Here is a 13836-nt window from a genome sequence, read left to right as displayed (position 1 = left end):
TCCCGCTTTTACAAGCGGGAGCCGGGGTTTCCCCCATCCCTAACCCCCCTGAAATAACGAAGGTTTACCTGCTGCTGTCTGGCAGGCCTCCCAACAGGTCACTTCCGAAAAGATCCCCATGCCCCTTCCCCGGTGGTGCGGACAATGGTTTTCAGGTGAAACACTTGATCCAGAGATTCCCCGGACAAGCCCGCCAAACAGCCGGCGCGCGAGGATTCAGGAATGGGCGGTTGACCCGGCCCCTGTTCGTTTGATAGCTTTCTTTCAAATCACCTCCAACAATAGAGGGGGAACATGCCGACGGTAGCTACAGGTCTCGATGTGCTCAGGGAAGATTACTGGTCGAACCTCAAGGGTTCACGCCTGGGTTACCTCTCCAACCCCGCTTCGCTGGACAGGGGCTTGAGAAGCGGGAAAAAAATCCTCGCAGACCTTCTTCCCGGTCACCTCAAGGCCCTTTTTGGGCCTCAGCACGGTCATGGGGGTGAGGATCAGGACAACATGATTGAGACTCCCCATGCAACGGATCCTGAACTCAAAATTCCCGTATACAGTCTCTATTCGGGCACCAGAGAGCCGACCCGGGAAATGCTGGATCGGCTGGACATCCTTATCATAGATCTCCAGGATGTAGGCACGAGGGTGTACACCTTCGCCTCCACCATGCTTAACTGCCTCAAGGCGGCCGCCGGATTCAACAAGAGGATTCTGGTGCTGGACAGGCCCAATCCCCTTGGAGGGGTGATCGTTGAAGGGAATCTTCTGAAGGAGGAGCTTTACTCTTTTGTGGGTCCGTATGCCTTGCCCATGCGTCATGGAATGACAATGGGTGAGATGGCAAGGATGTTCAACAAGGTGTTCAAGCTCGGATGCGAGCTGGAAATCGTGCCCATGAAGGGTTGGCGGAGGCACATGTTATGGAAAGACACGGGTCTCAGATGGCTGATGCCGTCCCCTAACATGCCTTTGCCCGAAACGGCCCAGGTCTATCCCGGGCAGGTCCTGTGGGAAGGGACCAACCTTTCCGAAGGAAGAGGCACCTGCCGGCCATTTGAGCTTTTCGGGGCGCCTTACCTGGACACAAGGGCGGTTCTGGAAAAAACAGAAGGTCCCTTTTTAGAAGGCTGCCACCTCCAGGAGATGTCATTCCGCCCTACCTTTCACAAATGGCAAGGGCAGATATGCCACGGATTCATGATCCATGTCCTGGATCCGACTACATTTCGGCCCTATTTACTCTCGCTTGCTTTGCTTCAGGCGGTGCTCTTCACCCACGAGGACCAATTCGAGTGGAAAAGCCCACCCTATGAATATGATTACGATAGGATGCCGATCGACTTGATTCTGGGGGATTCCCGGCTGCGGGGAAAAATCGAGAAAGGGGAAGACCTGTCAAGCATGCAAATGGAGTGGAAGGAAGAGCTGGAATCCTTTCTGGCGGAAAGGGAGGCTTTCCTTCTCTATCATTAACTAGTGTCCATCCATAAAAAGGCAATTTTGTTCAAGGTCAAGGAAGGCGAAACGACCTTCCTCCACACTCCCAGCGTTAGCTTAAGGTGGGGGAAGGTGACCTTAGAATAAAATTGCCTGCTTTATGGATGGACACCGGCTCGTTTCCGGATTTGAAACTTACCGGCGCTCAAAATGCATTTAGGAATGAGGCTATTTACTTTTTCTGGCCGCCGCTGATCCATTTATCAATCGCCTCTTTGTCAAACCTCCACACACGACCGATCCGTATCGCAGGAATCTTACCTTCAGCAGCGTACTTGCAGATCGTAATTTCATGAAGCTTTAAATATTTTGCCAATTCTTTTGTAGTCATTATCTGAGGCACGGTTAACTCCTTGATATCTTCAAAAATGATCCTTTATGACCTTTGGCATCGTATTGTTATTTATAATATCTAAAACCTGCAAAGTCAACACAAACATTTTTTTACTATATAAAAGTATCTTATCTTTGTAAATTTATTTCTCAGTGCCATTCCATGACGCTCCATTGGTATCTAAAGACCCCAGCCCTCCCCGGTTCCTTGCCATGGCCCTGCGATCCTTGGAATTCAACACGAATCCTGCAAGCGTCAAGTTTGCCAAAGATGCAAGGCATCGACCGCAAGCGGTCGATAACCGGTGCCAATCCATAAACAGGCAATTTTGTTCAAGGTCAAGGAAGGCGATTGGGGGCCAAGCGGCAGAGGCACCATACATTGAAGTATTTCGAGGATTAAAATCTGAGCCTGACGCAGCCTGGTCACGCCGTAGCCATAGCGAAGGCGGAAGATTGGGGAAAAGGGCCATTTATGGATGGGCACTAAATAGATCTTCCCCGGCGTTTGTTTGCCTATTCCTTGAACACTGATTTTTTGATCACAGCCTTGTCATAGGCTCCCACGATATCCCGACGCGTGATGACACCCAGTATGCGCTTGGGATCGTTGGGGTCGACAACGGGAAGGATAGAAAAGTCTCTGGAAGTAATCAGTTCGAGGGCATCGTAAAGGTTATCATCCAAAGAGACCGTCACCACATCGGGAGTGGCCAGTTCCTTCGCCACAACCAGGTCCCTCAAATCCTCATCATAGACGACATCGTGATAGTCAAGAAAGGACAAAATACCGGTCAAGCGGTTCTCATCGTCCACGACGGGAAAGCTGTTGAACTTGCTCTTGCTGATCTTCTCGGCCATCTTCCCTAGGGTCAGGGACTGGGGGATCGTCTCCACCGTCGAATTCATGGCCTCTTTCACCGGGATGGATTTCAGAATATTGACCTCTTTCCCGGCCCTGATGTTCACTCCCCGTCTGGCCAGTTTGAAAGTATAGATGGATTCCTTCAGGAGCTGGCTGGCACTGATGCAACTGATTATGCAGGCGATCATGAGGGGGAGGATGATCTTATAGTTGCCGGTCATCTCAAAGAGAATCAGGATAGCGCTCAGAGGCCCATGGGTGGTTCCCGCCACCACCGCCCCCATTCCCACGATGCTGTAAGCCCCTGGAGACGCCGTAATTCCAGGGAACAGGTTATGGGCAACCGTTCCGAAAAATCCCCCCGCCATGGCTCCAAGGAAAAGGGACGGGGCGAAGATGCCCCCTGAGCCCCCGGAACCGATTGTTATGGAAGTGGCGAGGATCTTGAAGATAACCAGGAGGAACAACACTCCCATGGACAGCTTTTCAGCCAGGGCAAGATCAATGGCCGGGTAGCCGACCCCAAGGATATGGGGGAAGAGCAGGGCCATCGCCCCCAATATGAACCCGCCGATCACGGCCTTCAAGTATTCGGGGAACTTGAAGTCATCGAACAGGTCTTCCATGCGATAAAGGGTGCTCGTGAAGGCGACAGCCACGAAAGAACAAAAAAGGCCCAGAATGACGTAGAAAATCAGCTCCCATGCGCTCACCATATTGTAGGATGGAACGCTGAAGGCGGGGGAGTTTCCCAGGAAATGGCGGGAGACGGCCGTCGCGACCACGGAAGAGATCACGATGGGGCTGAAGGTGGCGAGCCCGAAATCCCCCAGCACGATCTCCAGAGCAAACATCGATCCGGCGATAGGGGCGTTAAAGGTGGCGGCGATTCCGGCCGCAGCCCCGCACCCCACCAGAGTCCGGATCCGATCCGCCGAGATTTTCAGGATCTGCCCGATGGTGGACCCGATCGCGGAACCGATCTGCACGATCGGGCCCTCGCGTCCAACCGAGCCCCCCGTACCGATGCAGATGGCCGAGACCACCGACTTTATGAAAACCACCCTTTTTCGAATAATCCCTTTCCTGAGGGCAACGGCCTCCATAACCTCTGGGACGCCGTGTCCCTTCGCCTCGCGTGCGAAGAAATACACAAGGGGGCCTACAAGCAAGCCACCCGCAGCAGGGATCCATACCTTGATATACCAGGGCTGGGCCTGCGCCATTTCAAGGAGAGTACCACCCCCCCCATAGGCCAGAGACTGGAAAAAGGAAATGAGGTAACGGAAACCAATGGCTCCGAAGCCGCCGGCAAGGCCCACCAGGGCGTGCTATGAAAAAAGACAATAGGGAAGCAGGTTTTGAGGAAGTCTTATGCTGGTCCACTGTTCACCGAAATTCTTTCCACCATGCTGCGGGACTTATACCCTCCCCTCCCAGGGAGACCTTTGAAAAACGCTCCCTTTTGCCCAATCTTCCGCCTTCGCTATGGCTACGGCGTGACCAGGCTGCGTCAGGCTCAATTTTAATCCTCGAAATACTTCAATGTATTCCTGTGGTTAAAATTTTCGCCTTCCTTGACCTTGACAGGGATACAGGTGCAGAGGTAGTGCCCCGAACTACTTCATAGCCGCCAGGCGTTTCTTAGCTATCACCGCCTCGCTGCTCTTGGGGTAACGCTTGATGATCTTTTTCAGTAAAAGCCTAGCGCTGGTTTTGTCATTGATTTCCCAAAAGGCCTGGGCCTGGCGCAGCAGCGCACTTGGGACCTTATTACCTTTTGGATAGTCCTTGATCACCTTTTGATAGGCCAAAATGGCCTGCTCATATTGCTTGAGGCCCATGTGGCATTCACCGATCCAGAACTGGGCATTGTCTGATCGGTCCGATTTGGGATACTTTACCAGGTATCTTTTGAATGCCTCCATGGCATCCTCGAATCGTCCCTCCCTGTAAAGGGCAAGGGATTCCTCATAAAGGGTGATTTCATCGGGTTTCTTTTCAACGGCTACAGGAGTTGCCTGGGGGCCCGGCTTGCGTCCCGGAGCGATTTCTCCTTGGGTCGAGCCGGCTTCAAGTCCCAGGTATTCCCTTTGACGTTGAACCTCCGCTTCCAGGGCCGCCACCCTCTTGGCCAGGTCATCAAGCCTGGAACGCATGGCGTCTTGTTGGCTGAGGTCCCTTTCAACCGTTCTTCGAAGGACGTTTTCATTGTCCTCAAGGCGGCCTGACAGCTCCTGGATCTCTCCCTTCAGCGTATCCAGTTCCAGCCTCATGCTTCTCTGGGTGGAATGGATCTGCTCCGTCTTTTTATCCAGTTCCTTTGAGAGGGACCCTTCGACTTTTGTCTGGAGTTGGGTTACCCGCCTGTTCAGGGCGGACACCTGTTCGTTGAGATAAGTAAATTCCTTGTCATAGACGCAGGCCGGCATCATGAGAACAAGGAAAACCAATAGAGGTAAAAAATATTTGCCGGATCCCATCGGGTGCCGAGCGCTTTTCATTTTGCAATCCTAACCTCCGACAGAAAGGGAGCCAACCCACCGGCAGGTCGGCTGGTCCCTCTGCCTTACCCTTTATTGATCTTGATGAGGATACCGTGGAAAACGATTACTTCTTGATCAGCCTGAATTCGTCCCGGCGGTTCTTGGCCCAGGCCTCTTCATTATGCCGCGGGTCAACGGGTCTCTCTTCCCCGTAACTCACGGTGGACATCCTGCTCGAAGAGACCCCGAGTGCATTCAGGTAATTGAACGCGGCATTGGCCCTTCTCTCACCCAAAGCCAGGTTGTATTCATTGGTGCCACGCTCATCGCAGTGTCCTTCGATTCGCAGGTTGAATTCCGGGTGCTCCCTCAACCATGCCGCCTTCTTGTCCAGAATAGCCCGGGCCTCGGGTTTCAACTCCGATTTATCGAAATCAAAGTATATTTTGCTGGATTCAAAGGCCTCGATTTCCATTTGCAGTTTGCGGGCGGCCTCTTCCTGTTTCCGTCTCTCCAGAGCGGCCTGGTCTTCCTTGGCGGTCGACTCGGCAGAAGGAGCTGGCTCCTTTACTTCCGTCACGACCGGTGCTGGAGGCTTGGCCGGTTGTTCGGCCACCGTTTGTTTCTTTGCACATGATGTCATCATCAGAAGTGATGAACCCCAAAAGGCCAAAACAATTGCGATGGTCACCGTTCTTTTCATCATTCTGCTCATACCTCCTGGTTCGAAAAAGGTTTGTATCGAATTATCCAAGGAATACCCCGGTGCTCCGCAAATTATTATTTATTAACATCCTATCCCAATATTTGCAAGGTTTCAAAACCCCTGATTACTATTTTTTCCCTCTGGGGGCAGATTAAAAGGGAGACCATGAAGGTGAGGTCTGTTCCCCCCTGAAATCGGTGATCTTTCTCTGGTTTTGACCGTTTGCATTCATGAGATAGAGGTGATACCTTCCTGTCCGATTCGAACTGAACACGATATAACGACCGTCAGGAGACCAGCAGGGATCTTCATTTTTTCCTTGCCCTTCCGTAAGCTTCCTCAAATTGCTGCCGTCGGGATTGATGGTGTAGACATCTATCGTGCCGTCCTTCATCCCTGAAAATGCGATCCGATCCAGAGCAGACCATACGGGAGAGGTATTATATTTGCTCTCAAAAAAGGTGATACGCTCCTCTATTCCCGTAGACAGGTCACGAACGTAAATCTGCGGAGAGCCCGACCTGTTGGACACAAAGGCGATTCTCTTGCCGTCGGGGGAAAAGGTGGGAGACATGTCGATGGCGAAGTGGTTGGTGAGGCGCTCAAGGATTTTCCCTCTCAGATCGATCCGATAGATATCTGGATTGCTTCCATGGCTCAGGGTCAATGCAGCGCTCTTCCCATCCGGTGCCCAGGCCGCTCCGATGTTGAGGCCCTTTCTCCCGGACAGCTTCCTGACCCTCCCGGTCTTCAGATTTTTCATATAGAGCATAGCCTCGCCCTCTTTAAAGGAATTGTAAAGAAGCCGCCCGCCTTCAGGAGACCACCTCGGAAACAGGGCTATACTCTTGTCGGAAGTGATTCGCCTCACATTTTTTCCATCTATATCGCAAATATAGATCTCTTTGTGACCGGTAGCCGTCCCAACGAAGGCGATCTTTGACAGAAACATCCCCTTTTGCCCGGTCAAAACGCGGATGATCTCGTTGGACACCCTGTGCATCAAGGTCCGGTATTGGACGGTCCTCCCCAGGAACCGTCTCCCGAGGATTTCCTTTCCCCTGAATACATCGTAGAGTCGCACCTCCACCTCCAGGGCCCTTCCAATACTCGTATACTGGGCCACCAGCAGAAGGTCCGCCCCGATGAGGGACCAATCCCTCAGCCGGATATCCTCGGGTCGGTCGTAAGGGGTTTTGACCAGGAAGGCCTCTTTTTCGATAGGAAGGAAATACCCGCTCAAGTCCAGATCATTGCTCACGACCGCCCGCATGAGGGAGCCCAGTTCCGGCTGCCTGCCTTCGTTCGAGTTGTTCTTGAAATCCGGTATGGCGATCTTGATTCGCTGGATCGAGGGTGCGTTTATATCCAGGTAGATTCTACCCGATACGGGACCGGGCAGGGAAAGAAGGAGAGCCGCAATACCGCCTGATACCCAGCAGACCCTAAAAGTTATCAAGCTCCTTAAGATCAAAATGAATCTCGAAATCTTCATAGCTCTTCCTGTAAGTTTCCGGGAACGGTGGAAGGGGCTCGGAACGCTCGATAGCCTTCAATACTGATTGGTCAAAGATGTGATTTCCCGAAGGTTTCAAAAACTTGGTATCCAGCACGGTTCCATCGGCCTTCACCCTCAAGACGATGGTGGCCTCAAGGGTCCTGGACTCTTCCAGGGCCACGGGATACGCCCAGTGGCTTTTGATGAGGGTCTCCACCTCCATCTCATAGAGGCGCATCGGGATACCGACGGGGGAGGATCCTCTTCCCGCCGCACCCCCTTGCTCCTCCCGGCCCACCCTTTTTTCGATCTCCGAAATGGCCCGGTTCACAGGGTCGGTATTCTCGGATTTGACCTTTCGCTCTATGCGGGAAATGGCCTTTTCAAGGATCTTCGAGGGAGGCGTTTTCTTCCGCCTTCGGGTTGTTTTCTTGTGAACGGTCCTCTTGGCGATGACAAGCGGTTTTTTCTTCTTCACCGGCCTGTCGATACGCTTGGCCGGGGTGTTTTTCGGGACCGACTTCAGAACCTTCCTGTCCAGGGCGGCCTTTTCCCCTGAATGTTTCGCTTTTGTACCTCCCCGGGACGGCAGTTCAACGAGGTCCACCTGGTACACGACTCCCGGGTAAGGTCTCCTGGCCGGGAAGGAATCCGGCACGAAAAGGAAAACGCAGACCACCGCCACGTGGAAAAGAAAGGAGAGGACCAGCATAGGCCCCCATCCTGACTCCTTCTGCCGGGCCGAATATGGTGTTTCTGTGGCCCTCATTGTAGAAACCTTCTGGGTTTGCTGGATCTAGGTCGAGATAAACGGAGGTATATCTCCCTTTTTTACGAGATTGAGCCAGACCCCTGAAGCACCGAACCTGTCAGGGAGTCACCCGACTTTCCTCATTCAAGGGGTTCCGTGACCATGCCCAGCTTGTCGATACCGGCCCTTTTGGCGGCCGCCATCACCTGGACAACGATCCCATAGGGTACGTCCTTGTCAGCCCGGAGGAGGACCTCCTTGTTCCGCCTGTATTTGAAAATGGCCCGCACTTTTTCTTCAAGCTCATCGAGGGGAATGAGTCGATCTTCAAGATAGATTTCCTTGGTCTTTTTTATGGTCAAGGTGAGGGGATCCTCTTCGGTCTTGATGTTCCGGGTCGTTGTCTGGGGCAGATTCACTTCCACCCCCTGTATCATCATGGGAGCCGTCACCATGAAGATGATGAGGAGCACGAGCATCACGTCCACCAGGGGCGTGACATTGATATCAGACATGAATCTTTTCCCGTTTCCCCCGTTCGTGATCATCTTGGGTCACACTCCCCCGTATCTTTTGTGACGTGTTTCGATCTTGCAGACCCGACTCGACGCCTCTCGGGCCGGTTTATCAGGCTGTTTGGGCCTTTCGCGGAGCAGTCTTTTTCTTCAAAACCTGCCTTTCTACTAGATTCAGGAATTCTGATGAAAAGGTGTCCATCTCTGATTTGGCTATCATCGCCTTTTGGTTGAAGTGATTGAAGGCGACCACTGCGGGAATCGCGGTCGCAAGCCCGGCCGCGGTGGCCACCAATGCCTCCGAGATTCCCGGGGCCACAACGGCCAGACTGGCCGAGCCCTTTAATCCGATCCCCCGGAATGACTCCATGATCCCCCAAACGGTTCCAAACAGCCCGATGAAGGGTGCCGTGTTGCCGGTCGTCGCCAGGAAAGAAAGGGCCTTCTCAAGCCTCGTGCTCTGTTCGATGGCGGTCTTGCGAAGGGCCCTTTCGACGTTGAAAAGTAGGGCCTTCATGGCATTGCCCCAATCGTCCGAGGTATGGGGGAGTTGAATCTTCCCTGTTTTCCTGAGTTCCGAGTACCCGGAACGAAATAGGTGCGCCACCGGGCTGAAGGCCAGATCCTCACATTCCTTCTTGATCTTTTCCAGGGCCGTCTCCTCCCAGAACAGATCAAAAAAATACTCCGTCTCTTGCCTTACCCTTCTAAAAAATCGCCACTTCATAAAAATAATGGCCCAGGACACCAGGGAGAAGGACAGCAGGATGAGCATGACGAACTTCACCATGGCTCCGGCATGGAGGATCATCTGCACGATATCGTTTTCGAAAAAGGTTCCGGTGGAAAGCGCTCCCGGTTGGAGAACCAGCATCGAAAGGGTGAAGGAATCCATCATTCTTTCCTCTCGTCATGGGGGGATACCCGGAATGACCTCGGCAAAATTCGCATCCAGGCGGCAAACGAAATCCTTTTCCTCGAAAGCCGTCCCTGAAGACTCAGGAGGGCGGGCCTTTATATCGGACCATGGCCCCCTCGCTTCTCCGGCCAGATCCGATTCGCCCTATATCTATAAAATTCTAGGACTTGCCTTGCAAGGTTTTTATGAAACCGGTGGTTGGGCGCAGGCTAATCGAAAACCGATTTGAAGATCCGGTCATCAGACTTCAGGCATTTTTTCTGCATTTCCCTGTAGCTCTCAAGGAGTTCTTTCCCCTGCCGGGTCAAGTGAGAACCCTGCTTTCTGTTGGTTTCCACGAGCTTCGCGCCCATGGCGTTCTCCGTGGCCTTTATCTTGCTCCAAACAGCCTTGTAAGACATTTTCATGATTTGGGCGGTCCGGTTGATGGACCCCGTCTTTTCAATGTTTTCAAAAATTTCTTTTCGTCCCTCCCCCATGATGATCTTGTCGTTCTCGTTTACGAGCCAATGTCTCGATCGAAGGTAAAAAGATGTCATTTTTCCCTCCATTCCTGGTTTCCCTTGAAAGGAGGTTGAACCGGAGTTCTCCAAGGAGCCGGCTTCAGTCCACCTCCAACCACAACTCCCCGCTCCGGGAAGGATCATATCCACCCAGGGAAGAGACCCGTTCCCGAAACTTATCAGACCTTATCGTTTCCAGGATCTCCTGGATTTGCGGATTTTTCAAATGGGAACATGGAATGATCAGGTCGTACTGCTCCCTTTCGATGGGAACGAAATCAAGGTCCAGGGCCTTGGCCGCAGCGAATATCCCCATGCCGCAATCGGCCGCTCCGCTCAGCACGTCCACCGCAACGGCCATATGGGTGAACTCCTCGTGGTCGTATCCCCGGATCTTTTCGGCCTGGATTCCAGCCTGGGAGAGCTTATAGTCGAGCAGGATGCGCGTCCCCGCCCCGGCCTGGCGGTTCACGAAGGTCACATCCTCCCTTCGCAGGTCTTCGATTCCACGGATACCCTTTGGATTTCCCTTTGCGAGGATCAATCCCTGGTCCCGGAGGGCAAGGTGGAAAATCGCGACCTTGATCCCCTTGAGGTATCTCTGAACGTAGGAAAGATTGTACTCTCCTGTCTTGGTATCCAGGAGATGGGATCCTGCCATATGGCAGATTCCCTTCCGGATGGCCATCAACCCGCCGAGGCTCCCCACATTTCCAGAGGAGATTCGGATATCGTGTCCCCTTCGCCTGATTTCGTCGGCCAGGATGTCTATAGTCATGTCGTGGCTTCCGATGATGGAAACGGTGTTCCGGATCTCCTCCTCATCAACGAGAAGTTCCGCCTCCACCCATTCCTCCTGCCGGACTCCTTCCGATAAGGCGGGAACCCGAAGGATCCCCTCGCAGCGGGTCAGGCTGGTGATGGAGCCCGCCGCCCGGGGAAGGGGCGTGGCCACGGTTTTTTCTCCCACCCGCCCAATGTTTACCCGTATGAATTCCTCCACGCCCAGCTTCGAGGGAATATCCCTTGAGGGCTGCACCAGTACGGTCTTCTCCCTCGGTGGTTTCAGCCCTTGCAGGCCGTAGAGGATCGGACGCACAAACTGCTGAAAAGAGAGGGTGGCGGAAACCGTGTAACCGGGATTCCCGATCACCGCCTTGCCGTCGATCTCTCCGATGATCGTCGGTTTTCCCGGCATCATGGCAACGCCGTGGACAAGAACTTCGCCAAGCTCCCGGATGATCCCCGCCGTGAAATCCTTGCTCCCGGCCGATGAACCGGCATTGACGAGCACCACGTGGGCTTCGGAATCCACAGCCTTGCGAAGGGCCGTTCGGATCTCCTCCTCCACGTCGGGAATGATATCGTAGATGACAACTTCTCCCCCGCATTCCCGGACCAGCCCGCCCAGGATCAAGGAGTTATACTCGATGATCCGATTCCGGCCGAGTTCCTCCTGACCGCGGACGTCTTTGAAATGGACGAGTTCCGAACCAGTCGGGATGATGACGACCCGGGGCCTTCTCCAGACCTTCAGGGAAAAGACCCCGGCCGAAACCAACGCGCCGAGGTCGTAAGCTCGGATCCGGTGATTCTGGGGAAACAACAACTGGGTCTTTATGATATCCTCCCCCACCTTTCGCACGTTTTGCCAGGGATAGGCTGCAGAGCGAATCTCGATCCTGTTTTCATCCTTCTGGTGGAGTTTTTCCACCATGATAACCGAATCGAATCCTTCCGGCATGGCCTGGCCGGTGTTGACCCATACGGCATCTCTGCCGATTTCCAGGATCTTGGGGTGACGCTCACTGATTCCGAACGTGTCCCTGGCCCTCACGGCTATCCCGTCCATTGCCGCTGAATGGTAGGTCGGAGAAGAAAACCGGGCGAATACGGGTTCGGCCGTCACCCTTCCCAAGGCCTCCTCGACGGCGATCTCCTCCGGACCCGTTCTTCTCTCGGTCACGAATCGCGAGCGGATGATCGCCTTGGCCTCCTCAACACTTTTCATTTCCAGGTAGATATTTCGTTTCAAGGATTCTCTCCCTTATCTCAAAAAAGTTCAAGGATTCCAGGAGGCAAGATTTGGGTTCAATCTTCGCTCCTTTACCAGGGTCTCAAAAGGAGCACCTGCACCTTCTGGTCCTGGTATAGACCTTCCGTATTCCGATCGATTCTTACCAACCCGTCGGCCTCCACGAGGGTCGAGATAAGGCCGGATTTTCCGAATATGGGTTCCGCGGCCCATCCTTCATCTTCCTTGATAAGGCGCACCCGGACGAAATCATCCCTTCCTCCGGCAGATTCGATGTTCCGGGTCAGCCTCGCATCCACCTTCCCGACCGGGGCTTCCGACTCCTCCACCCTTTGTCCGGCCAGGGCGGAGAGGAAGGGCCTCAGAAAGACCTCCGCAACAACCATGGCCGAGGCGGTATGACCCGGCAGACCGAAGACGGCCCTTGCCCCCGCCTTTCCGATAATCGTCGGCTTTCCAGGACTGATGGAGATCCCATGAACGAGGATTTCCAACGAATCGAAGGATTCCAGCACGTTCACGGTCAGATCCCGGGTGCCCAGGGAACTGCCACCAGATATCCATACCGAATCCGCCCCCCGAAGTCCTTTTTCCACACTTTCCCGAAGTGGCTCGAACTCGTCCCGGCAGAGCCCGAGGTACAGCGGAACGGCCCCGTTTTGCTCACAAAACGCCCCCAGGGTATAGGTGTTGATATCCCGGATCTGTCCCGGCTTAGGTTTTTCACCGGGCGGAATGACCTCGTCCCCGGTCGATATGATCGCGATGCGGGGCTGCCTGTATACCTTAACCTCAAGGATACCAAGTCCCGCCATGGCCCCCAGGTCCTGGGGTCTGAGACGCCTTCCTCTGCCGAGCACGAGCGAGCCTTTCGAAATGTCATCGTCGGGGAGGATGATATTTTCCTGGGGTGAGACCGCACGGATCACCTCGATGGTCTTCTCATCAAGCACATGACAGTATTCCACCATAACAACCCCGTCGGCTCCTTCAGGAATCATCCCCCCTGTGGAAATCTTTACGGCCTCTCCCGGGCCGACACGCCGGGCCGGGATCTCGCCCATAGTCACCTCGCCCACGACCTCCAGGAAAACCGGCAGGCTCTCACTCGCCCCGTATGTGTCCCCTGCCCTCACGGCGTATCCGTCCATGGAACTTCGAGGAAAACCGGGGAGATCCTCCGGTGAGAACACGTCCTCATAAAGGACCCGGCCAAAGGCCTCTCTAAGGGAAACCGTCTCCCCCTCCACGGGGTCGAAACCCTTCACAATCTCAAGAACCTCTTCCGTGGTCTTGACTTTGAAAAACACCGGCAGGTTCCTCCCTTTTTCCCGCCTGAATCTTGTAAGTGTCGAGTTCGCCGAAGTTGCAATATATAGATCGGCTGAAGCCGATAGTTTTAGTTTTAGGGGCCAAGGGGCCGAGTGAAAAGATTAAAGGCCGGCTTGGGGGGTCTTACACCAACCACTTGAACCCTGGGATCCTTGAACCCTTACTAAAAGAAAGGGTCCGAGGGGTCAAGGGGCCGAGGGGTCAAGGGGCCAAGGGGCCGAGTGAAAAGCATTGAGGCCGGCTTGGAAGGCTCCGCCAACCACTTGAACCCTTGAACCCTGGGATCCTTGAACCCTTACTAAAAGAGAGGGTCCGAGGGGTCAAGGGGCCAAGGGGCCGAGTGAAAAGATTAAAGGCCGGCTTGGAAGGCTCCGCCAACCACTCGACCACTTGAACCCT

At 53.9% G+C, this 13836-nt stretch carries 12 protein-coding genes; 1 reads left to right on the top strand and 11 read right to left on the bottom strand.

Annotation, left to right across the window (positions count from 1 at the left end; all coding sequences use genetic code 11):
• Nucleotides 1-294 precede the first annotated feature (294 nt).
• Entirely contained in the window at nucleotides 295-1470 is a 1176-nt protein-coding gene (locus tag JRF57_14860; protein MBW2304981.1) for a DUF1343 domain-containing protein, read from the top strand.
• A 196-nt stretch (nucleotides 1471-1666) separates the two neighbouring features.
• On the opposite strand, the gene JRF57_14855 is transcribed toward JRF57_14860, so the two are convergent.
• From JRF57_14855 to JRF57_14805, 11 genes are all read right to left on the bottom strand, one after another.
• Nucleotides 1667-1825, bottom strand: coding sequence for a helix-turn-helix domain-containing protein (locus JRF57_14855; protein MBW2304980.1), 159 nt, complete (start codon nucleotides 1823-1825; stop codon nucleotides 1667-1669).
• A gap of 518 nt (nucleotides 1826-2343) precedes the next feature.
• Nucleotides 2344-4014: a chloride channel protein gene (locus JRF57_14850; protein MBW2304979.1), complete on the bottom strand. Its 1671-nt coding sequence runs from the start codon at nucleotides 4012-4014 to the stop codon at nucleotides 2344-2346.
• Nucleotides 4015-4311: 297 nt separating this feature from the next.
• On the bottom strand, nucleotides 4312-5196 hold the full coding sequence (ybgF, locus tag JRF57_14845; GenBank protein ID MBW2304978.1) for a tol-pal system protein YbgF: 885 nt from the start codon (nucleotides 5194-5196) through the stop codon (nucleotides 4312-4314).
• A 106-nt stretch (nucleotides 5197-5302) separates the two neighbouring features.
• A complete protein-coding gene (gene pal / locus JRF57_14840; protein MBW2304977.1) occupies nucleotides 5303-5884 on the bottom strand; it encodes a peptidoglycan-associated lipoprotein Pal in 582 nt (193 codons plus the stop codon).
• Nucleotides 5885-6035: 151 nt separating this feature from the next.
• Nucleotides 6036-7379: a Tol-Pal system beta propeller repeat protein TolB gene (gene tolB / locus JRF57_14835; protein ID MBW2304976.1), complete on the bottom strand. Its 1344-nt coding sequence runs from the start codon at nucleotides 7377-7379 to the stop codon at nucleotides 6036-6038.
• Nucleotides 7330-8151 carry a TonB family protein gene (locus tag JRF57_14830; GenBank protein ID MBW2304975.1) on the bottom strand — a complete coding sequence of 274 codons (822 nt, stop codon included), beginning with the start codon at nucleotides 8149-8151 and terminating at the stop codon, nucleotides 7330-7332. Before JRF57_14830 ends, tolB begins: the two co-directional genes overlap by 50 nt.
• Before the next feature lie 122 nt (nucleotides 8152-8273).
• Nucleotides 8274-8681 carry a protein TolR gene (gene tolR, locus JRF57_14825; GenBank protein ID MBW2304974.1) on the bottom strand — a complete coding sequence of 136 codons (408 nt, stop codon included), beginning with the start codon at nucleotides 8679-8681 and terminating at the stop codon, nucleotides 8274-8276.
• A 79-nt stretch (nucleotides 8682-8760) separates the two neighbouring features.
• The gene (gene tolQ, locus JRF57_14820) at nucleotides 8761-9459 is read right to left on the bottom strand and encodes a protein TolQ (protein MBW2304973.1); all 699 of its coding nucleotides are present in this window, start codon (nucleotides 9457-9459) and stop codon (nucleotides 8761-8763) included.
• Nucleotides 9460-9776: 317 nt separating this feature from the next.
• A complete protein-coding gene (locus JRF57_14815) occupies nucleotides 9777-10106 on the bottom strand; it encodes a LysR family transcriptional regulator (protein ID MBW2304972.1) in 330 nt (109 codons plus the stop codon).
• A 64-nt stretch (nucleotides 10107-10170) separates the two neighbouring features.
• Nucleotides 10171-12105, bottom strand: coding sequence for a molybdopterin biosynthesis protein (locus JRF57_14810; protein ID MBW2304971.1), 1935 nt, complete (start codon nucleotides 12103-12105; stop codon nucleotides 10171-10173).
• A 71-nt stretch (nucleotides 12106-12176) separates the two neighbouring features.
• Nucleotides 12177-13421, bottom strand: a complete 1245-nt coding sequence (locus tag JRF57_14805; protein ID MBW2304970.1) for a molybdopterin molybdenumtransferase MoeA — start codon at nucleotides 13419-13421, stop codon at nucleotides 12177-12179.
• Nucleotides 13422-13836 lie beyond the last annotated feature (415 nt).

Source organism: Deltaproteobacteria bacterium, from assembly GCA_019310525.1.
Lineage (GTDB): Bacteria > Desulfobacterota > DSM-4660 > Desulfatiglandales > HGW-15 > JAFDEE01.
The sequence above is the reverse complement of the archived record's forward strand: the minus strand, read 5'-3'. Positions and strand labels throughout refer to the sequence as shown.